Here is a 22634-nt window from a genome sequence, read left to right as displayed (position 1 = left end):
AAATTTTGCTAAATACTTAATTGCGTAAATTCGGGCTAAAGCTGCGGTCACAGTTGTTGCAGTAATACTGTTTGCGATAAGTTGGGTGAAGCGGTTGTTGCTGTTCATCTTCAGTGATCAACATCCAGATACCGCCAATCAGTACCCCAACGATTGCACCTGCAATTGGAGGAATATTCAGGCTTTTGGAAACACTCACTCCTAATGTGGCAAGTGCCATCGGTGACATCACACTATTGGAAATGGGGTTATTGGTTGAGGTACTGGGTAAATGTTGGGTTGATTCAAGCAGTACCGTCTCTCGGGACTGGCAATAAGGACATGGCAAACTCATTGTGGTATTTCCTGTAAATGAATAAAAAAACCTGCTGGGGAAGCAGGCAAAATGATTGCAATGTAGCTGAAGCATGTATTGGTGCTATCTCAAATGGAGAAACACTGTTCTCAATTAGATGCTATGTATTTGTATTTTTTTAGAATGCGTTTTTTTTCATCAGTTTTAGGCAATTTTTGAATGATGATTAAACAGATCAATTGACCTGTTTTTTAGCAGCGATTATGATGCAAGGGCTGACCTACATTGTCAGTCGGTTTTGACAGACCGCTCATCTAGCGCATCGGAGTTTATTCATCTGAGTATTCTTTGTATGTGTAAAAACCTTCTCGTCCCCCTTTGCGGTAGAACGGGAGGGGGACGCGTTCGCGCGTGCTGGTTCTAGATGTCCAGTCTGTCAACCCCTTTTCGTTCTGCCACCATAATCAATTGACAGTGATTCGGTAGAACTTCTAATTCATCTAGGAGTCAACCATGACGCAATTTACTGTGCTTTATTATTCCCCTGCACTTTCTCTGCCTCTCAGGCATTTTATTCCAATTCATTTATCACACGCTTTCACTGTGTCCTGATTGACTCAAGGCATCAATTAACTGCTGCATCCATTTTGGTCAGTGGTGTTTTGTGCTGGATAAAAATCATGAAATTCATCGCACAGCTTATTTTGGTTGTCCTTATTGTGCTCAGTAACAGCATCGCTAGAGCCTATGACAGCCAAGCAAAATGTATTTGAAATTACAGGCAATTTCATAATTCATTTTTAAAAACTTAAAAAATATTGGATGGGGAAAATAATAGGATGAAATACATTTCAATTGCGCTGCTCACCAGCCTTGCGTTGGTCGGCTGCTCAAAACCACAACAAGATGATGTAGAGAATAAAGAACTATCTCAAAAGATTGAAAACATGTCATTGAATGATGCTGTCCCTGCACAGGCTGTTTCTTCTCCTTTGATTATCGCTCGCAATAAAATTACACCTCCGCTAACAAAGACTGGAGAAGACTTTCAGGAACTCATCAAAGATGAGGGGTATTTTTCCTTTTATCCACCGTATAAAACCATCTATGGATTGCAGATGTTTGCTGAAAATGACGATGTTGCAGATTATTGTGCAAACTGCGTGTATTTCCAGTCCATTCTCAATGATTTAAGAAATGTGCTGGCTTTAAAAAACAATCAAGTTTTAGTGATCGGACATACTGATCAACAGTTTCCTGCATTCACTTTTGCTTTAGGTGATGACTATTCTTTGCGTGCAGCGCATGATACGGCAATCAATTATATAAGATCGACAATGCAGGTGACTCCACCACAAAAAGATCAATTTGAGAGTACAGAACAATATCAACAACGTATTCAGACACTTCAAAATGAGTTGGATACTAAAAATGCCCATCTAAATTATGACTTGAAGCTTTTAGGACTCAGTTTAAATGCTACGTCTGGTCAAAGTCTGTTTATGCCAAGCAGCTATACACCGAATGATCGACCAAATGGTCCGATTGATAATTTTGTTTATTACGATGCTGATTCGAAACAATTACATTTTGAGAATATGAATTTCGCATCTGATCTTATTGTGAATTTCACAGCCCCATCCACGCCAGAGTTAGCACAAAATATTATTACGGCTGGTGGACAGAAGTATGTCGGTTACATTTTTAACTTCAATAATCATAAATTGGAATTAGAGAGCTTAGTCATTTATCAGGCCAACAACACTCAAGCTGATTCTGCGAATGAACCGATTGCCATCCTTGAACCGAGCACCATGTCCTTTCAACGCAAACATTTCAACGGCATAGAAAATGCTCGATTAAAGCAATTTGATGTGACACTGAAAAAGCCAATTCCTTTTGATTTTAGCTTGGAAAACTACACGCCGATCGAAAAGGTATTTAAAAAGATCGATGAGTAATTCCCACTTTTATAAAAAGTAAAAAATTGATTGACCAAACAATTAAATACACAGAGTTGGGCTTTCACCCAACCCTGTAGATCACAATATTCGATTAAATATAGGCATGTGTAATGAATTTTATTCCATCGATTGTTTTATCCAGTGTGTTGCTACTGACTTTAACTGCGTGTAATTCAGGTAACGATGCACCAAAACCAAAGGATACCCCAACTCAAACAAGTGAGCATAGCACTGCTGATGCGACTGAAACTCCGCCTCAATCTGAAGATGATTTTCCAGCCGTTGATAAATCCTTTCTGGAAGATGAGTCATATAATGCTGAGGAAGGGACTGAACCCACTGTACAAGAACAATTTGAAGTCCGTGTCCGTCGTGAAGAATCACAATACTCCATGACAGGCTATACCGATTTGTTAAACATCATGTCCTTGAACGATGCGCCAACCACCATCACAGGGGTTTTAATCAACCGTGGTAATTGCAGAAGCAAAGGCACTTACGATTACCAAAATATGCGCTATGGCTCAGTGGCAAAAGTCTACTTGGGCTGTTCCGCTGAATATGTCCGTGAAGTGACCATCACCACCAACAGTGGTTTGACCTATACCTATAATTTTTAGAGATTTAATCACAGCGATTTATACAAGCATAAAAAAGGCGTTCTAATCAGAGCGCCTTATATTTGAAAAGTTTACTTAGCAGGGATATTCCCTGTATAGCTTTGCCATAAATAGGAAATATGCTGACTCATATACCGATAAAGTTTGAGGGGGCCATTTAGAAACTCAAGCTGTTTACTCCAGTAGCTACGCATATCACTGTCCGCAAAGTAACAGTGTTTTTCCCAAACCAAATAAGGTGATCCTTGCACAAGCTCATGTCCCTTGTGTAAACAAGCCCCTCTCCATACCCGTAAGATAAAATCAGAATATTTACACTCATCACCAATCACATAAATGATGGCATGGACTGAATAAAATCCATTCAGTGATTTCACAATACGCCATTGCACATCATACAGCTTGCCAGCTAATTCTTCGGATTGATGTAATCTTTCCAGCCATTTACTAGCAAGTTTTGGTAATTTAACTTCGGCATCAAATTGTAAGGGAATAGTAAACATACAAGGTAAATCATAGATCATACAATTGATCTGCTTATGTTTGTCTAGACAACGTTTAAACAATGCCTTTTGGAATTTAATACTTTCATTAATTGGTTCAATAAATTTTGTATATTCCAGTGCAATCCGTCGTTTCAGAAACTTATGTTTAAATTGATCATGAATAAGCTCTGCATTCTCTACAAGGTAATTCATATTACCGTAATGAGAAAAGCCTACTGTATCAAAGATTGCAGCCCAATAAGGATTTAGTTGAAATCCATGTAATACCAAACGGTGATAATGCAGCCAAGGTAGAGAATTTAAAAATATACGATAATTCTTATCCAAACATTTGGGTGATCGTTTATCCATAACCGCTAGTTTCCCATTTTCAATTTGAGCTGCATTTTGAATACTCTGTCCTAAGAACAAATGAGTATTAACATCCAGCATGAATGGGATAATTGGTGTCTGCGGTATATAGTGTGCTTGAGGAGTCGCTGAATAATGAGTCATTTCATGCCTCCTTTTGACCAGTATTTTTAAGAGATTTACCCATTTTTATCGCAACATCCTTAGCAATATTTTTACCAAATACACGTATGAAGTAGGCTTTATCATTTCTAAGGTTTTGCTCATTCTCTTCATCCTGCTTAATCCTTTTATGCACAATGAATTGGTCTCTTTTGGTTATATAACGGATGGCTTTAATCAAATACTCGTATTTTTGTTTATCACTGCGATGTAAGGTGCCAATACCGACATCTTTGTATTTGCCATTGTGAGCATCAATATTGCAATTATAGTAAGTCCCCTCATCACCAATCACTCTTTTCCAGACCTCACCAATCTGTTGTGCTAACTTAATGTCCTGTGAGTGTTTACGACCATCGAGAAAGAAAAAACAGTGGTAGTGATAGCCCGTTTTTTCGGCAAATTCCAATTTCCATAGATAGCCCAATATACGTAAATTTGAAGTACGCTTTAAATAACGAAGGCATGTGATTAAATCTGCTTTGACTTGGGCAAGTTCAGGGTTTTGTGTTTTTCCATAACGAAAATCGACACGAGCAATGACAATTCTCGAATGTTTAGCCAGTATCGTATCTACACATTCTGTAGCGACCTTTTGCTGATATTGGGAACGTTCCCTTCGTTTTTTCTGTTGGTATTTGAATTCCTTTTCTTGAGTTAGCAAATACAAACGTTCAATGAATAGATTAATTAATTCTGCATAACAAATTGAAGTTATTGTTCCATCAGTATTTCTTAGCTGAATAATATCATTGGGGTAATGTAGATAAAAATCAGCATGAAAATAACCCTTTAGAATTTCGTTATACGCTTGCATAACAATCTTATGATGCTCACAATCATAATGCTCTAGAGGATCAAACCCTTGGATGAGTATTTGCTTTAATAATTCAATGAATTTTTTATCAATAGGCTCATACCATCCATGATACAGAGTGCCTTTGATCTTACGATAAGCCTGCACATAGTTGTGTTTTAAGATTTGTTTTACTAATTCAATTTCTGAGAATATTTTCTCAGCTTCAGGATTTGATCGAATTTCATATTGGTTATATTCAGTGTTGAAATCTAATAAGTAATCCAATGCCAATGAGCTTGAATGCTGATCGTCTGCTGCATTGAAGCATTCTTCATACATTGAATTGAGTAAAGACTGTTGCTCTTCCAATGGTGCTGTAATCTGAATGGGCTGATTAGATGAATCAGTATCAGTTATTTCAGTCTGCTGATTTAGAAAGTGTTCAGGTACTTGTGTTAAGTATTCATGTGCTAAAGCAGGTGTTTGATTATTACTCATAAGATAGGATGATTGATTCATAATAATGAACTTCTCTGTACGTAATTACACCTAACAATTTGTTAATTAAGTCAATTTATATAATAATTAATATTATTAGATATACTGATCATATAAGTAACACAAATGGTCAGGCGTAAAAATCACTGTAATCCCATGACCTCGAAATCAAGGAATTACAGTGTTATAAGGGTTAATAGGGTATGTGAGAGTTGTAAAGATATCTTGCTAATCTGGTTAGCTTTTTTTTGAATTGATCCAATCTATTATGTCCTGCTCTAACCAACCAACGGCTGATAGTCCCAATCTAATCGGACGAGGAAAAGACGAATCATATCTCTTGGATTTCGGGTTCATTTTGTCATACAGACTTGATTTACTTAAACAGACTAATTCTGTTACTCCTTTCATTCTAAGAATCTGATTTTTTTTGGTTTCTGAGGTTTGCATTGTTTACTCCGATTTAAACCTGATGTGGATGTCTTCGGATATAAATATGCTCTAGAATCCTCAGAAACATCAGCAAAACAAGATTCACAATTGTTAAGTAGCGTATTTAAATGAGTAATCCCGTCTTCGATCATGAAATTTACAGAATAGCTCACCCTGTAATGCAAAAATTAGTAAAGCAAGCTGTAAAAGCAAGAGAGTTTCAAGCAACTTTCCCAAATCTGTATAACGAGTTAATACGTATTAGGGATGTAATATTGAGGCAACTGGTCAACCTGCTAACTGAAAAATATAAAGAAAGAAAGTCACTACCTATTGAGCAAATCAAGATTGAAGTAGAGATAATTGTCTTTGGCAGACAGTTACTCAACCATGTAATGGGATATTGTCAAACAAGGCAATTAGTGGATGAAGATATATTTTTGTTAAACCATTTACTTCAACCAGATGAACTAACATCAATATTTGAAGAACTTTATTGCATATTTTGGGAAAACATCAAAAGTTATGAAGAATGGACACAATTCCCCAATTTTTCGACAAACCTCAAACGTATTTTGAACGAAAAGTATTTCTTACCTGACTTGTTACCATTCTGGGATATTAAATCTCTATTTTTGGATTATCTTAAAATTTATATTGAATATCATAATTTTAAGAATAGCAAAGATATAAAAGGCACAAATATAACTCAAGTCCCTTCATATCACGAAGTTAGGAATGCAATTAAAGGATTGAAAATTTATGGTACACCACTACAGAAGTCCACAAAATCATTTATTGGATGCTCTCCGTTAGATGCCAATTTGCCACCTTCAAAGTTCATAAATCTTCATCTAAATCTAGAAGAGGATGTTAGCAATCTGCCTGTGCTTTTAAGTAAATTTATACATGAATTTATGGCTACAAGATTAGATAATCAGAGAAATGGGACAGATGCCCAGCCTATTATTGACAATAAGGTTTCTGAAAAAATTCATAGCTTGAGCATCATTTTAGATGATTGTGCAAATTCACTTGAAGTACTCAAAAGAGCTGATGCAATTCTTACTGCGCTAATCAGCCTGATTTACTACGATAAAATTTTTGAAACAAAGATCAACAAGGGTAACATCCAGCAGTTTGAATCAGCGAATTATTCTAAATTTATGCTAAGTGAAATTCACGGCTCTGCAAACCAAACTATAATTGAGAATGCTATCAATCAAGATCGTCGCAACTCAATCAATCATACAGGCATGGATTATTTTTCCGATTTGTTCCAAACGCTTTATGAATTACTTGAAAATGATAAAGATATAAAAACCATAAAGCCTAAAAAAGCAACAATATTTATCACTTGTGGTATGAGGGACATACTTTATGAACATACATTTAGTAAAGCAAGTCTAAGTAAAGGTCTAAATGATATGGTGAAAAATTTATCACCAGAAAATTTATATGAGATCATCAATCTGTAAGGATGCAGACAACTTAACAGTCCGTATGATATACCAGTATCATCAAATTTATGGGTTTAACATCACTTACAAGCATCTAAAGAATATGGGTAGATTTATTTTTTTACAGTCTGCCCATAATTATGAATCGATAAAATCTCATAAACAGAATGTATAAGATCAAGAAAACTCATCCAAGATGAAAGTAAAGATAAGCAACAGTAAAAAACCAAATACAACAGACCATTCAAGCATAAGACCAAAGTGGATATTTGCAAAATTCCCCACCTTAAAATCAGTTTGGAATTCTACTAGAAATTTTCTTTCAACTAATATGATGTCCAAATAAGTAAAAAGATGTCTCTTTAGATATCACCTAATCCAATGTTTGATGAGGGGTAGGTTGAGGGGTAAAATCATAGATAAAAAACAAGCCCTTGTAAAAACAAGGGCTTATTTAAATATTTGGCGGAAGCGGTGAGATTCGAACTCACGGAGGACTCACACCCTCGTCGGTTTTCAAGACCGGTGCATTAAACCGCTCTGCCACGCTTCCATGTGCGTAAGAATACAAAGCTTGCCCTCTTTATACAAGAGAAATTTAATTGCAATGTATTCAAATGCATAATGTTTCATCAATTTTAGAGTTTTGCGGCTAATTCAGCACCATCTCGGATCGCACGCTTGGCATCTAGCTCTGCTGCGAGCTTCGCACCACCAATAATATGATAGTTCGCAGAAGTGTTTTCACCCTCTTTAGGCATTAAATCTTTAACAGATTCCTGCCCCGCACATACGACAATGGTATCTACGCGCAACAATTGATCATGACCATTATGCTCAACCCACAAACCTTCATCGGTCACCGCTTTATATTGCACACCACGTAGCATACGCACAGCATGCTTTTTCAGTTGCGCACGATGTACCCAACCAGAGGTTTTACCCAAACCAATTCCGAGTGGTGTGGTTTTGCGCTGCAATAAATAAATCTGACGCACTGGAATTTCAACTTCTGGACGTTGTATTCCACCTTCAGAGACATAGTTAGGATCTGGATCTACACCCCACTCACGTTGCCATTCTGCTAAGGGTTGCGGCTGTGGTTGATGTGGTGGTTTTAATAAGAACTCTGATACGTCAAAGCCAATCCCACCTGCACCAATCACAGCAACCTTATGACCCACTTCTGCGCCACGTAATACTTCTGCATATGACAACACTTGAGGTGCAGTACTGCCCTGAATCTTCAATGCACGTGGTACAACACCCGTAGCCACAACCACTTCATCAAAACCTTCACGTTCTAACTGTTCACGGTTTACACGTGTATTTAAACGAACATCTACACCCGTTTGTTTCAGCTGCACTTTAAAGTAACGGATGGTCTCATGGAATTCTTCTTTTCCAGGTACCACTTTGGCTAAATTAAACTGACCGCCAACATCATGATTTGCTTCAAATAAGGTCACGGCGTGACCACGGCTTGCAGCTACTGTCGCAGCAGACATACCCGCCACCCCGCCACCGACAACCGCAATACGCTTTGGTTTTTTAGTTTTGATATAAACCAATTCTGTTTCATGACACGCTTGCGGATTGACTAAACAGCTGACACGTTCATTTTTAAATGCGTGATCTAAGCAGGCTTGGTTACACGCGATACAGGTATTAATTTCATCCACACGATTGGTTGCAGTCTTATTCACCCAATAAGCATCTGCCAAGAATGGACGTGCCATTTGCACCATATCCGCCTTGCCAGAAGCAATAATCTCTTCAGCAACATCAGGCATATTAATACGATTTGATGCAATCACTGGAACAGAAACGTGCTGTTTGACTGCTGCGGTATAATCCACAAAAGCGGCACGCGGCACAGAGGTTACAATGGTAGGAACACGGGCTTCGTGCCAACCGATCCCTGTATTTAACAGTGTAATCCCTGCTTTTTCTAATGCCTTGGCAACCACAATCACTTCTTGCATGGTATTGCCATCATGTACTAAATCAAGCAAAGACAAACGGAATGCAATAATGAATTTTTCACCGACTTTAGCACGAATCGCTTTGACGATCTCCACTGGAAAGCGCATACGATTGTCGATATCACCCCCCCAACGGTCAGTACGTTTATTCACATGGCTGCTGAGAAACTGGTTAATTAGATAACCTTCCGACCCCATGATTTCTACGCCATCATAACCTGCTTTTTTAGCCAAGCTCGCGCAACGTGCATAATCATCAATGGTTGCTAATATCTGAGAATCAGACATTTGGCGAGGCTTAAATGGATTGATCGGTGCTTGAATCGGAGAAGAAGATACCGAAAATGGATGATAACCATAACGGCCAGAATGCAGGATTTGCATCAAAATTTTTGCACCATGCTTATGTACTGCATGGGTAACTAAACGATGATGAGGAATATCTGCCAAACTATTCATGGTTCCGCCCGCTGGCAACAACCAGCCTTGACGGTTTGGAGAAATACCACCGGTGATAATTAGACCTACACCGCCCTTTGCTCGCTCACCAAAATACGCAGCGAGTTTAGGATAGTTAAAGAAGCGGTCTTCTAAACCGGAGTGCATCGAACCCATTACCACACGGTTTTTAATGGTAGTAAAACCCAAATGTAATGGTTTTAAGATATTTGCATAGCTAGTCATGGTATTCCTTCTCTAATTTTGGCTTTGCAACTTGTTGCATAGTACTTTAATACTTTTTTGTTGATTTGGGATGACTCTATCTAAAAATTTAGCTGTTGAAAGTGTCAATTTGACTTAAACCTACTTAAGATTCTGCTACATCTTCTATAAAGATTGCTGAATTACAGAAGCAGGTCGACATAAAAAAGCAGCCACAATAATAGTGACTGCTTTTATTCAATCTAAAACATTAAGCTCCGACTTATTGATAGTCGCTTCGGCTTATTCTCATGCTGACCAATGCTGCCCAATTTAATGTTGTTGATTACCTGAATAAGCTAAGCGACTTTTCTGTACTTTCATTTTAAGTGAACTCATCACAATCCCCATACAGATAAAAGCAGCACCAATTAGGATATTGAGCGTCAAAGCTTCATGCCAGATCAACGAACCAAAAAACAGACTCAGAATCGGGATACACATAATCGAAATCGAAGCGACAAAAGTATCTACCTGACTGACAATCCAGTTCCAAAGCACAAAGGCAAAACCCGTTCCTACCACCGCAATATAGAATAAAGCAGATTCATTCAGCGGATTCAGCCAAACCTGAGCATCTACAGGCTCGAACAATAAGGCCATAACAAACATTAAGCTTCCACCTAGCAGAAGCTGCCAAATGGTCAGTTTAATTTTGTCATAGGTGGCAAAATTCTTTTTGATGTAAACCGTCGATAGTGCCCAGAAAAAGCCTGAACCAATGAGTAACACCTGCCCCAGCAATGACATATTCATATGCACATGATGTAATTGCGGCCATAAAATTGCGATGAGTCCCAAGGTTCCTAAAACGAGCCCCAAGATTTTCTGGGTATTCAACCTTTCATTTAAAAAATAATGCGCTAATACAGCAATAAAAATCGGCATGGTAAATACCAGTACAGCTGATAAACCTGAACCAACAAATTGCATTGCAAAGGTCTGCGTGGCATAAAAACCAAAACAGATCAATACACTTAAAATGATTAAGGGCTTCCACTCAGCTTGCTCAGGCAAAATGGATTTTTTTAAAATCCGTTGTACCAGCATTAATGTCAATGCAGCTAAAATCAACCGTGTAGAGATAAATAGAAATGGTGGAAACACTTGTAAGCTATGTTTGACCAAGCCCCATAACGAACCCCAAACCAGACACAGCAACGCGATTGCACTCACGACTCGAATATTCACGTGTTGTACTCAACCGATAAAAAGTAAGCTTAGTGTATAAAATAAATGACATCATGAATAATGCTATGTTTTAATAGATACATCATTTTTTTTGATGCCTAATTCAATTCATTCTTTTTAATAGCACCTTTCGAATTGAAATATTGAGGACTTACCGTGAATATTGATATTAGTGATATCCGATCATTTGTGACAGTGGCCGAGCTGAAGAGCATTACCGCCGCGGCAAATAAGCTCAATTATTTACAGTCCAATATGACCGCAAAAATTAAAAAGATTGAAAATCACTATAAACGCCAACTGTTTATCCGTAAGCCTAAAGGCGTCGAACTGACTGAATCTGGCATGAATTTATATGCCCAATATAAAAAGATGATTTTCACTTGGGAAGAAACTGAAAATAAAATCTACCAACAAGAAAGCGTTTTACGCTTTGGCACCAATACCAGTCTAGGTGGGATGCGTTTCTACCCTTCCTTTAGTCAGCTCTATGAAGCCTACCCTGATCTTTCCATCACCATGAAAACAGGTCCAACAGGTTATATTGAGGATGAGATTTTAGCGGGCAATTTGGATATTGCTTATGCCCTAGGACATCCTAAACATAAAAATCTGCAATATATTCAAAAAGCGGATGATCAACTGGTAATTATTGGTAAAAACATGATCAACCATGACAGTCTCGAAAAATGTCTGAATCATCAAAATATCTTGCTGGCTTCTGAACAATGCTGCTATGCCACCACCTTAGACAGCATCTACACCGACTATAACCTTAAAAAGGGTGAACTCACCCATATTTACGATCATGAAGCTCTAATTCACTTTACCCAGTTAGGTATGGGCATCTCGATGATTGCCAAATCTTTGATTGAAAAATATAACATTCAATACTATCGAGAAACGCCTGAACAGTATCGAGATATCGGCCTTTATCTGATTGCACGTCACGATCATGTATTTACCCCAATCGAGAAACAATTTATTGGCTTAAATGATTCACTTTGAACGAAACACTTTTTATAAACAGTGCTTGCAACCTCTTGATGTACTTTTCACGTGAGATTTTTTCAAGTTCACGACCTGTTAACGCCTTATTGTGAATGCTTATCGTAAAACTTTATATTTTTCCGATGTTAATCTATTTTTTAAATGAAAAAAAAAGAATTCCTTTCCTAACAGAAAAAAAATCGATTTGAAAAGTGATATAGTACGGGACGTATAAATTCTCTTTGGTCACCGAAGTATTAGGGTGCCTATTTCGAAATAGTTAGGACTAGCAATGACTGATAATGCAACGATCTTGCAGCATGTACCAGTAGGTAAAAAAGTTGGGATTGCCTTCTCTGGTGGTTTAGACACTTCAGCAGCTTTATTATGGATGAAACAGAAAGGCGCAGAGCCTTATGCATATACTGCAAATCTGGGTCAGCCTGATGAAGATGACTATGATGCTATTCCAAAGAAAGCTGAACAGTACGGCGCAGTCAAAGCTCGATTAATCGATTGTCGTTTACAACTTGCGCTTGAAGGTATTGCTGCGATTCAATGTGGCGCGTTCCACATCAGCACTGGCGGCGTTCCTTACTTCAATACCACACCTTTAGGTCGTGCAGTGACAGGTACAATGCTTGTTACCGCGATGAAAGAAGATGACGTCAACATTTGGGGCGACGGTTCAACTTATAAAGGCAACGATATTGAACGTTTCTATCGTTACGGTTTATTGACCAACCCTGCGCTTAAAATCTATAAGCCTTGGTTAGACCAAACCTTTATTGATGAGTTAGGCGGCCGTGCCGAAATGTCGCAATTCTTAATCGACAACGGTTTTGACTATAAAATGTCAAAAGAAAAAGCATATTCAACTGACTCAAATATGTTGGGGGCAACGCACGAAGCCAAAGATTTAGAATACCTCAATGCAGGTATTAAAATCGTAGACCCTATCATGGGCGTTGCATTCTGGAAAGATGACGTTGAAATCCAACCAGAAGAAGTGAGCATTACTTTTGAACAAGGTATGCCAGTTGCATTGAATGGTCAACGTATCGAAGATCCAGTTGAATTCATTCTTGAAGCAAACCGTATCGGTGGTCGTCATGGTCTAGGGATGTCTGACCAAATTGAAAACCGTATCATCGAAGCGAAATCTCGTGGTATCTATGAAGCACCAGGTATGGCTTTATTACATATCGCTTATGAGCGTTTGGTGACTGGTATTCATAACGAAGATACGATTGAACAATACCGTATTAACGGTTTACGTTTAGGTCGCCTACTTTACCAAGGTCGTTGGTTCGATTCTCAAGCACTCATGCTGCGTGAAACTTCACAACGTTGGGTTGCGAAAGCCATTACCGGTACTGTAACACTTGAATTACGTCGTGGTAATGACTACACCATCATGAACACTGAGTCTCCTAACCTCACGTATGAAGCTGAGCGTTTAACCATGGAGAAAGGCGATTCAATGTTTACGCCAATGGATCGTATCGGTCAGTTAACTATGCGCAACCTCGATATTACCGATACCCGTGCAAAATTGGGTATCTATACTGAAACAGGTTTACTCGCAGTGGGCCAAGGTTCTGCAATTCCACAGTTGGAAAACAAATCAAAATAAAAGATGGGTAAATTAATTTACCTATTTGAAAGGCTGAATATTTTTATTCAGCCTTTTTTATTTTATCCAAGAACATACGCATTACCGAATCATTGCATTTATAGAACAATATGTCGCAATTAAAGACTATTTATCATCATAATGAATCGATAATATAAGCATTAAGCAAAACACAATAATTTGGGAGATGAAAGATGAATGCTTATCTACATCGTAGTGAAAACCGTGGTCATGTCAAAGCAGGCTGGTTAGACACCTATCATAGCTTTTCATTTGGTAGCTGGTATAACCCGAAATATATGGGCGTCAGTGCGCTTCGCGTGATTAATGATGATACGGTTGCTGCACATAATGGTTTCGGTACTCATCCCCATGACAACATGGAAATCTTAACCTGTGTACTTGATGGCACCATTTCCCATAAAGACAGCATGGGCAATGAAGGTCAAATCAATGCAGGTGAATGGCAGTTGATGAGCGCTGGAACTGGGGTCACCCACAGTGAAATGAACAAGCATGATAAAGCGGTGCATCTATTACAGATTTGGATTCAACCGAATATACAAGATGCTGAACCAACTTATCAGCAAATTCATCTAAACCCGAAAGATCATCCAAACCAATGGCACTTGATTGCTGGTGATGAATCTGCGCCAATGTCGATCCGTCAAAATGCTGAAGTGAAAACTGCAGTCATTGAGAAAGATCAACATTTAGAAATTGCAGCACGGAAAAAAGTCAACTATGTGCATGTGATTTCAGGTGAAGTGATGATTGCCGATCATTTGGTTAAAGCGGGTGATGCCCTACTGTTTGATGAGACTGCAACGATTACTGCATTACAAGACAGTCAAATGATCTGGTTTGACTTACCTTAAACTCGGTTTAACTTGTACCTCTTACCCTCAAGGGGTACAAGCTTTTTTAATCATTATTGCTATTACTATCACAACTGCTTGAGTCAGAACTAGAGTCAGCATTAGAACCACAATTATCTATACCTTGATCATTATTATGCTGGACTGAATTGCAGCTGGATGTGGTTGAAGAATATGAATGGCTATAATCAGAAGTATCTTGTGTAGCATCTGTTTTCTTTGCGAAGAAAAACAATAAAATCAAGCCAGCCACAATAACTAAAAAAATAAACATCAGCCTCACAATCCCCTCTTGCTCCTCCAATCTTTATTTCACACTATAGCTTAATTCTTTTCAAAAATAATCGGCATTAAAAAAGCCCGATTAACGGGCTTTTCTACAACCTTGAACATTTTTAAAAACGATCTGAACCGTTTCGTTCGTTGTTAGCTGTGTGTTCAGGTTGTCATATCTTTGTTCATTTAGGCAAGATTCTCTTAAATCCCAAATAGTATATGACTTCCTTATTGATTAAATTAGCACCAATAGTGGGTTAGGTCAAGTCGCTTAATTTTCTAAAAATAAGCTGGAATAAAAAAAGCCCTGAATCTTTTCGACTCAGAGCTTTGGAGTTTTCGTAACTTCATTCGAAGCTATAAAACCTAAAAATCTTGGTAGGTATATCCAGACTCGAACTGGAGACCTCTACGATGTCAACGTAGCGCTCTAACCAACTGAGCTATACACCTAGAATGAGAAGCATCATATTCATTTTTTATCAGCTTCACAAGTTTTTTTGTGACTGTTTCAGTGCAATCGCACAGTCTTTAAGCAAGCGCTTAAATTCTTCAATATTTGCACCATCTTGCTGCTCTAAAAAAACAATTTGTTGATATAACACAATCGCTTGTTCAAACACCTGTTTATTTTCAACCTGACTTGCCAAACGCTGCATCCACACTTGAAAAGTCTCTGCGTGTTGTTTATGCAGATTTCTAGGTAGTTGCTTCTGAAACTTAAGTACAGCTCTTTGATAATCAGCTTGCTGCCTTGTTTGCTTCCACCAATAGATACCCACGTAAACCATCAAAATAGCGAATACGCCAACAATCAACACAATTGCATATGCATAACTTGAATCCAGACCTAATCGAGATAACCAGTTCTTCTGTTTGTTTGCATCATAACCAACGACTTTACTTTGCCATTGATAACTTAAATAATCACTCCAAATCCGCATATTTTTTAGAAACTTAAACTGTTGCAAACGCCAAGCTTTACTTTCATCTCCCCATACAGTTTGATCTTGTGCCAAATAATCCTGCATGCCCGTATCAATTCGTTGCGGTGCAATCATGGCTGTTGGGTCAATTCTTTTCCATTTTCCATCTAGATAGACCTCACTCCAAGCATGTGCATCCAGTTGTCGAACCTCCCAACTTTGCCCATCAGGCGCCAGTTGACCACCTTGATAACCCGTCACTACCCGTGCGGGAATACCCGCATAACGCATTAGCATGACAAAACTAGACGCATAATGCTCACAAAATCCTTTCCGACTGGAAAACAAGAATTGATCTATACGATCCCCACCTAAAGTCCCAGGCGTCAAAGTGTATACAAAGCCATTCTTTCGATACCATGACAGCACTGATTGTAGATATTGTTCAGGTTGCTTCTGACTTTTTTCAAACAGCTCATGCGCCAATTGCTGTGCTTTAAGATCCCGTCCCTCATCAAACCTAAGGTTTAACTCAAGTTGACGTGCTGACAACAAAATAGGCTCTGCCGACATGCGCCCCAACCACAACATCTGTATCGGTACATTGCGCTTAACTAATTTTGTTGGGCGAATACTATTATCTTGATACAACTGCAAATAACGTTCTTGCGGAATCGAGTATTCCAAACCCATGATCCAATTGGCTTGTTCATCTGCTGCTAAATATTGATAAGGTACGCTTCTTTGGGTGGACTGCACATTTTTAATTTGTTGATTAAAAAAACTACTGGTCCAAGTCGTTCCATCATATTGATCTAAGACTAAAGCTCTCCAGTACAATTCTGATCGACTTGGAAATTGCGACATATTTGCCACTACCCGAAAGGCCAAAGCCGAGGACTGTGATAATTGTGCAATATCTCCAGGTGACATGCGATCACTAATCCCAGTCGTGGCTTGATTAGTCTGAATTGGTACTGCCCAAAGCGGTGGCAATCGTGGAAAGAAAATAAATAAGATGAGAAAGAAAGGAATTGCTATGCCAACAAATTTAAAAATTTGCTTCACATCTTGTTTAAGTTGGTTTGATGAAAGTTTCGTTTGATTAAACAATCCCGTCTGTATCCGATACAAACCCAATAAACACATCATAAAGACTGTAAATACAATCAACGCCATCCAAAAAGCTTGGCTATGTAACAATAGGCTGGCACTGACAAATAGAGCAAAATTAAAGACAATCAATAAATCACGAGTGTTTTTAGCTTCTAAACATTTGGCAAATAAACAGGTACTTAAAAAGGCGACGCCCGCTTCCACCCCAAAGATCGTTTGATAATTGATATAAACGATACCCAAGGACAATAGAATAAAAATCACCAAAAACCATTTAGGAAAAGGCACCCAGCTTTGTTTACGATATCTACGAACCAATAACAGCCAAACCACCGCCCATAATCCCGTTAAAGCAGCAGGTGCAAAAGCGGTTTGCCCAAGTAATACAAAAGCCAAGACAGCTAAAACACAGAAGTAGATTTGCTTAGTCATCATTATGCCTGCGCCAATAAAAGTTTGGCCTGAATTAACTGAGATTGTCCTTGCCCGCTTTCTAAGCGAGCATGCGGCAAAATAAGTGCATAATCATCACCTAACTGTTCACATTGCTCGACCAAACCCATCATAAAGCTTAATTTATCTTCATGGCTTTGAGCTGGAATCTGCTGATAGTCAATTTCCAGATGCTGGTGATTAGCCTGAGCTTCAAACATTTTGATCAAAAATCCCTGCCCCCGTGCGACCTGTTTCCATGCCACATTTTGATAAGAATCACCGTGTTGAAAGCCACGTAACTCTTTAAATTCATCTAAGCTATCTTGGGCAGAAGTCGGCTTATTTTTATGCTCTTTCTGCCAATCATAGCCCTTCGGGGCAACCCAGACTTTATGTTTTGGATATAAATAAGTCCATGCGCGGACTAATCCTAATGGATAAGTAGAATAAATTTTAATGGTCTCAAATTCATAGAGTCCACGTTTGTCAGGCATAACTGCAAGCTCAACACTATGTTGTGTCTGATCTATAAAAACCAATTGCTCTTGAGCTTGCCACTGGATCCTTAGATAACGTACAGAACGAACAGGTTGTTTAAATAGCAGCTTTAAAATGATTGCTTGATCGACTTGTCCGACTTCAGGCAGCACAATATCAATTTGTAAATCATGTAATTGCTTAAAGGTCAGATAAAAACTAATACAAAGAATGGCACTGATTAAAAAGCAAAATCCTAAAATCAGATTGTTTGCATAGTTAATTCCAGCAATAAAGGTAATTAAAATCAGGACCAGATATAGAAAACCTTGTTTATAGACAAAAACCAAAACGTCCTTTTGTCGCAAGGTTTTACTACGATCCACTTGGAAACGCTTTGCGATCCATTGATTGACCTGTTGTTTAAGTCCAGTTTGCATAGTCTGTACTCACCTATAATGCATCAACTGACTGCAACAGTTGTTTTACCTCCATCTCCCCCAAACTTAAACGATGCGCAACTACAGCCACAAATACCGTCTGTACATCATCCGTGGTCACGAAACTGCGTCCTTCAACTAACGCATAAGCTTGTGCTGCAGCTTTCAGTGCCAATACTCCACGTGTAGACAGGCCATGTCGTTGCTTACGTGTTTCAGCAGCCAAATCTAAAATATAATTGAGTACGGCGTCACTGAGAAAAATCTGTTTTGCCAATTCACGCAAATGTAAAATATCGGCTTGGGTAAAGACTGCGTCTAATTGATGAATCAGGACTTGGCGAGAGCTTTGTTGTAACAGTAATTTTTCTGCTTGGCGAGATGGATAACCCAATGACAATCGCATCAAAAAGCGGTCTAGTTGAGACTCTGGTAATGTATAAGTTCCACTTTGAAACAGTGGATTTTGCGTAGCCAACACCCAAAAAGGTTGTGGCAACTCATAATGCACGCCATCGACAGTGATAGCCCCTTCTTCCATCGCTTCCAACAAAGCACTTTGGGTTTTAGGGCTACAGCGATTGATTTCATCGGCAAGTAAGATTTGAGTAAAAACAGGGCCTTGCTTAAACTCAAACACATGTTCTTTTTGATTAAAAATATTGATACCGATGACATCACTGGCCAACATATCATTGGTAAATTGAATGCGCTGAAAATGTAATCCAGCCAACCGAGCCAAGGCACTGGCTAATGTGGTTTTCCCCAATCCAGGTAGATCTTCAAACAATACATGTCCACCAGCCAATAGACAGGTCAAAGCCAGTTTGGTCTGTTGTGGCTTATCTAAAATCAGCTGATTCACTTCAATTAAAAAGTGCTCAATCTTTTGACCGAAGCTTTTAATATCTTGTTCTAATGCTTGGTTTTGTCTTTTTTTGTCTTGAATTGAAGCCTGATCCATGCCCCACATAATTTTATCCCCAAAATGAAACAGTGCATGTTTCAACATACACTGTTTTGGTTTTTTTTCAACGAAATCAATTGATTTCTAGCAAGGGCATTTTTTCATATTACCACCCGCAGAAGGATAACGTGCATCGATACAATGACGATAAAAAGTCTTGGCATCCATCGGGGTTAGATCAGGATGATGCGCTTTCATATGCTGTACATAAGTTTCATAATCTGGCACACCCACCATCAACCGAAAACTCTGCTGCAAACGCTGCCATAACACAGCAATACGCGACCAATTCTTGGGTGATAAAAGCAAATGTTTTTGCGACATGATGGTGAATTTAATAATCTTCACAATCACTGCGCTGCCTTGTCGAGCAATTTTAAAATCCATCGCTACTCTCCTTTGATGCTATTCGCCGTCATCGGGGTTTCTGAATAAACTGCTGGTGCCTCGTTCACTGTTGGTGTCGGGCTCGCCAATGCTCTGCGTACAATACCAATCGAAGCAATGATCATCACAATCGCAACAATCATAAAGAAGCCACACAGTGCAGCATTGATCTGATTTGACATCACAATCGTTTGCATTTCAGCAACGGTTTTGGCTGGTGCAAGCACCTCACCACGCGCAATTGCATCCGAGAAACGATTCGCTTGTGCAAGGAAGCCAATTTTTGGATTTTCATGGAAAATCTTTTGCCAGCCCGCAGTCATTGAAGTAATGAATAAGAAAATCGTCGGGACAATGGTGACCCAAACATACTTCTCTTTTTTCATCTTGAATAAAATGACGGTTCCTAAAATCAGTGCCATCGAAGCAAGAATCTGGTTACCAATACCAAATAACGGCCACAATGAGTTAATCCCACCAAGTGGATCAACCACACCTTGATACACGAAGAAGCCCCAACCTGCCACTGCGACAAAAGTCCCGACCAAGTTCCCAAAGAATGAACTCGATTGTTTAATCGCTGGAACCACGATACCGACTGTATCCTGCACCATGAAACGACAAGCACGTGTACCCGCATCTACAGCAGTTAGAATAAATAATGCTTCAAACAGAATCGCAAAGTGATACCAGAACGCCATCATTGAGCGATTGTTAAAAATCTCTGAAATGATATGTGCCATACCAATTGCAAATGTAGGCGCACCACCTGTACGAGACAGGATTGAACTCTCACCCACTTCCTGAGCCAATAAGGTCAACATTTCTGGACTCACCACGAAACCAAGATTACGCACAGCTTCCGCAGCGGTCTCTACCGAGGTCCCTAAAACTGCTGCTGGTGCATTAATCGCAAAGTAAATGCCTGGATCGAGTACTGTCGCACAGATCATTGCCATGATGCCGACGAAAGATTCCATCAACATACCACCATAACCGATCATACGAATATTGACTTCGTTATCGACCAATTTAGGTGTCGTTCCAGATGCAACCAAGGCATGGAAACCTGAAATCGCACCACAAGCAATGGTAATAAACAGGAAAGGAAATAAACTACCCGCAAATACAGGGCCTGTACCATCAACAAAATGGGTCACTGCTGGCATTTTCAAATCAGGCATCGCGAAGATAATCCCAATCGCCAAGCCTGCAATCACACCAATTTTAAGGAAGGTTGATAAGTAATCACGTGGTGCTAACAGCAACCAAACCGGTAAAACAGAGGCGATAAAACCATAAATAATTAAGGCCCAAGTCAATTGAGTACCACTGAGGGTAAATAACTGCCCCCAATATGGATCTTTTGCAACATCCCCACCATACACAATTGCCGCCATCATCAGTACAAAACCGATAATCGACACCTCTGCAATTTTCCCTGGGCGTAGATAGCGCATATACACGCCCATGAACAAGGCGATTGGAATGGTTGCAGCAATACTGAACACACCCCATGGACTATGCGCCAATGCTTTCACGACGACCAAAGCCAGCACAGCAAGGATAATGATCATCACCCCCAGCGTACCTAGCATCACAATCACACCCGCAAAGGTACCCAATTCCTGTTTGGCCATTTCTCCCAAAGAACGACCATCACGTCGTGTTGAAATAAATAGAACAAGGAAATCTTGTACCGCGCCTGCAATCACCACACCGACTAAAAGCCAGATCGTCCCAGGTAAGTAACCCATTTGCGCTGCGAGAATTGGACCGACTAAAGGCCCTGCACCTGCAATCGCGGCAAAGTGATGACCGAATAAAACGAACTTATTGGTCGGAACATAATCCAGACCATCGGCAAGGCGATGAGCTGGGGTTAACCGTTTAGGATTTAATTCAAAAACTTTGTTTGCAATGAATAAACTATAGAACCGATATGCAATGCTATATACACAGACTGCGGCAAGAACTAACCAGACCGCATTAACATGCTCACCACGACTAACCGCCAAGATCCCAAATGAAATTGCCCCAACGATGGCAACCAAACTCCAAAGGAGTTTCGAGGGAAGTGTTGACTTTGCTTGTGTTGTCTCCATTCAAAACCTCTCAAATACATAATGCGTGGTTAGGGTCTGTTGACATTTCACTTTACGAGCGATAGCTATCATTGCGACAGAGAACATTTTTAGAAGACATAAAGCATGTCTTATGCAATTTAGCTATTCTAAATAATGAGTAGCGATTACAGCTACGCAAGATAATGTAGTGGCAACAAAAAATGTCAGCAAGCCCTATTAGATTTCCCTTTCCATATTTTCTGTAGAAGAAATATCTTTGTAAGTTTACCTTCTAGCTTCAATTATTTATCTAATACTTTGGCATAAAAAAAGGGATGATTGTTTAATCATCCCTTCGATAATTGTATATCTTGAGTAGCTTGGCTACTCATTCACAATTATGCACGTTCTAGGTAGTCACCAGTACGTGTGTCTACACGAACGCTTTCTTCTTGCTGTACGAATAATGGAACACGTACAACTGCACCTGTTTCAAGCTTCGCTGGCTTACCGCCACCGCCAGAAGTATCACCACGTACACCTGGATCAGTTTCAATAATTTTCAACACAACAAAGTTTGGTGGATTTACGTTCAAAGGTACGCCATTGAATAACATGATCGTACATTTTTCATTTGAATCGTCCTTTAACCATTTCGCAGCATCGCCCATTGCTGTTTTATCAGCAGCGATTTGCTCGAAAGATACAGGATCCATGAAGTTCCACATTTCGCCATCGTTGTAGAGGTAATCCATTTCAACTTCTACAATATCAGCTGCTTCTAAAGAATCACCTGATTTGAATGTTTTTTCTAATACTTTACCAGAGCGAAGGTTACGTAATTTCACACGGTTAAACGCTTGACCTTTACCTGGTTTTACATATTCATTTTCCATGATTGAACATGGGTTGCCATCAAGCATAACCTTAAGGCCTGCTTTAAAATCATTTGTAGAATAATAGGCCATGAAAGGCGCACTCCAAACTTAAAAATCAAATCTTATGGGCTTGTTTAACATTCATATTTGGTTGCGACACAGGAGATTTTTTCGACGATACAAGGCATGGATGGTGA

19 protein-coding genes and 2 tRNA genes are annotated in these 22634 nt (G+C 39.2%); 6 read left to right on the top strand and 15 right to left on the bottom strand.

All coding sequences use genetic code 11. The features are described 5' to 3' along the window. Nucleotides 1–16 precede the first annotated feature (16 nt). Entirely contained in the window at nucleotides 17–334 is a 318-nt protein-coding gene (locus tag F902_RS08510; RefSeq protein WP_004801552.1) for a hypothetical protein, read from the bottom strand. A gap of 800 nt (nucleotides 335–1134) precedes the next feature. Between F902_RS08510 and F902_RS08505 the strand changes: the two genes are divergently transcribed. After that, on the top strand, nucleotides 1135–2256 hold the full coding sequence (locus F902_RS08505) for a putative periplasmic lipoprotein (protein ID WP_005202648.1): 1122 nt from the start codon (nucleotides 1135–1137) through the stop codon (nucleotides 2254–2256). A 113-nt stretch (nucleotides 2257–2369) separates the two neighbouring features. Then, on the top strand, nucleotides 2370–2879 hold the full coding sequence (locus tag F902_RS08500; RefSeq protein WP_004699703.1) for a hypothetical protein: 510 nt from the start codon (nucleotides 2370–2372) through the stop codon (nucleotides 2877–2879). Nucleotides 2880–2950: 71 nt separating this feature from the next. Here the strand turns inward: F902_RS08500 and F902_RS08495 are convergent, their stop codons facing one another. The 3 genes from F902_RS08495 to F902_RS08485 all read right to left on the bottom strand — a co-directional run bounded on the left by F902_RS08495 (nucleotide 2951) and on the right by F902_RS08485 (nucleotide 5606). Further along, nucleotides 2951–3880 carry a hypothetical protein gene (locus F902_RS08495; protein ID WP_004699700.1) on the bottom strand — a complete coding sequence of 310 codons (930 nt, stop codon included), beginning with the start codon at nucleotides 3878–3880 and terminating at the stop codon, nucleotides 2951–2953. A 1-nt stretch (nucleotide 3881) separates the two neighbouring features. Further along, the gene (locus F902_RS08490) at nucleotides 3882–5216 is read right to left on the bottom strand and encodes a YagK/YfjJ domain-containing protein (protein WP_004699698.1); all 1335 of its coding nucleotides are present in this window, start codon (nucleotides 5214–5216) and stop codon (nucleotides 3882–3884) included. A gap of 216 nt (nucleotides 5217–5432) precedes the next feature. Then, nucleotides 5433–5606, bottom strand: coding sequence for a helix-turn-helix transcriptional regulator (locus tag F902_RS08485; RefSeq protein ID WP_228127864.1), 174 nt, complete (start codon nucleotides 5604–5606; stop codon nucleotides 5433–5435). Nucleotides 5607–5755: 149 nt separating this feature from the next. On the opposite strand from F902_RS08485, the gene F902_RS08480 reads away from it, so the two are divergent. Continuing rightward, on the top strand, nucleotides 5756–7105 hold the full coding sequence (locus F902_RS08480; RefSeq protein WP_004801557.1) for a hypothetical protein: 1350 nt from the start codon (nucleotides 5756–5758) through the stop codon (nucleotides 7103–7105). Between the two features lie 445 nt (nucleotides 7106–7550). Here F902_RS08480 and F902_RS08475 read toward each other — a convergent pair. The 3 genes from F902_RS08475 to F902_RS08465 form a co-directional block, all read right to left on the bottom strand. After that, nucleotides 7551–7640, bottom strand: a tRNA-Ser gene (locus F902_RS08475). 85 nt (nucleotides 7641–7725) lie between these two features. Further along, nucleotides 7726–9756, bottom strand: coding sequence for an NADPH-dependent 2,4-dienoyl-CoA reductase (locus tag F902_RS08470; protein ID WP_005202647.1), 2031 nt, complete (start codon nucleotides 9754–9756; stop codon nucleotides 7726–7728). Between the two features lie 291 nt (nucleotides 9757–10047). Further along, entirely contained in the window at nucleotides 10048–10965 is a 918-nt protein-coding gene (locus F902_RS08465; RefSeq protein WP_005202646.1) for a DMT family transporter, read from the bottom strand. Between the two features lie 156 nt (nucleotides 10966–11121). Here F902_RS08465 and F902_RS08460 point away from each other — a divergent pair, with 156 nt between their 5' ends. The 3 genes from F902_RS08460 to F902_RS08450 all read left to right on the top strand — a co-directional run bounded on the left by F902_RS08460 (nucleotide 11122) and on the right by F902_RS08450 (nucleotide 14469). Then, nucleotides 11122–11973, top strand: coding sequence for a LysR family transcriptional regulator (locus F902_RS08460; protein WP_005202645.1), 852 nt, complete (start codon nucleotides 11122–11124; stop codon nucleotides 11971–11973). A 274-nt stretch (nucleotides 11974–12247) separates the two neighbouring features. Then, nucleotides 12248–13591, top strand: coding sequence for an argininosuccinate synthase (gene argG / locus F902_RS08455; RefSeq protein WP_004652848.1), 1344 nt, complete (start codon nucleotides 12248–12250; stop codon nucleotides 13589–13591). 194 nt (nucleotides 13592–13785) lie between these two features. Next, nucleotides 13786–14469 (top strand): pirin family protein, encoded by a 684-nt coding sequence (locus tag F902_RS08450; protein WP_005202644.1) that lies wholly within the window; start codon nucleotides 13786–13788, stop codon nucleotides 14467–14469. 46 nt (nucleotides 14470–14515) lie between these two features. Here F902_RS08450 and F902_RS22870 read toward each other — a convergent pair whose 3' ends face one another. The 8 genes from F902_RS22870 to efp all read right to left on the bottom strand — a co-directional run bounded on the left by F902_RS22870 (nucleotide 14516) and on the right by efp (nucleotide 22527). After that, complete coding sequence (locus tag F902_RS22870; RefSeq protein WP_017402025.1) at nucleotides 14516–14743, bottom strand: hypothetical protein; 228 nt, start codon at nucleotides 14741–14743, stop codon at nucleotides 14516–14518. Between the two features lie 378 nt (nucleotides 14744–15121). Further along, nucleotides 15122–15198 (bottom strand) — tRNA-Val (locus F902_RS08440). Between the two features lie 35 nt (nucleotides 15199–15233). Next, on the bottom strand, nucleotides 15234–17219 hold the full coding sequence (locus F902_RS08435) for a transglutaminase TgpA family protein (RefSeq protein ID WP_005202640.1): 1986 nt from the start codon (nucleotides 17217–17219) through the stop codon (nucleotides 15234–15236). A 2-nt stretch (nucleotides 17220–17221) separates the two neighbouring features. Beyond that, the gene (locus tag F902_RS08430; protein WP_005202636.1) at nucleotides 17222–18139 is read right to left on the bottom strand and encodes a DUF58 domain-containing protein; all 918 of its coding nucleotides are present in this window, start codon (nucleotides 18137–18139) and stop codon (nucleotides 17222–17224) included. A 13-nt stretch (nucleotides 18140–18152) separates the two neighbouring features. After that, nucleotides 18153–19112 (bottom strand): AAA family ATPase, encoded by a 960-nt coding sequence (locus tag F902_RS08425; protein ID WP_005202635.1) that lies wholly within the window; start codon nucleotides 19110–19112, stop codon nucleotides 18153–18155. Nucleotides 19113–19190: 78 nt separating this feature from the next. Then, nucleotides 19191–19493, bottom strand: coding sequence for a YbdD/YjiX family protein (locus tag F902_RS08420; RefSeq protein ID WP_004770453.1), 303 nt, complete (start codon nucleotides 19491–19493; stop codon nucleotides 19191–19193). A 2-nt stretch (nucleotides 19494–19495) separates the two neighbouring features. Further along, nucleotides 19496–21598, bottom strand: a complete 2103-nt coding sequence (locus F902_RS08415) for a carbon starvation CstA family protein (RefSeq protein ID WP_005183198.1) — start codon at nucleotides 21596–21598, stop codon at nucleotides 19496–19498. Nucleotides 21599–21957: 359 nt separating this feature from the next. Beyond that, nucleotides 21958–22527 carry an elongation factor P gene (gene efp, locus F902_RS08410; RefSeq protein ID WP_004808248.1) on the bottom strand — a complete coding sequence of 190 codons (570 nt, stop codon included), beginning with the start codon at nucleotides 22525–22527 and terminating at the stop codon, nucleotides 21958–21960. Nucleotides 22528–22634: the final 107 nt, after the last annotated feature.

It is taken from the genome of Acinetobacter higginsii (assembly GCF_000369525.1).
Lineage (GTDB): Bacteria > Pseudomonadota > Gammaproteobacteria > Pseudomonadales > Moraxellaceae > Acinetobacter > Acinetobacter higginsii.
The sequence above is the reverse complement of the archived record's forward strand: the minus strand, read 5'-3'. Positions and strand labels throughout refer to the sequence as shown.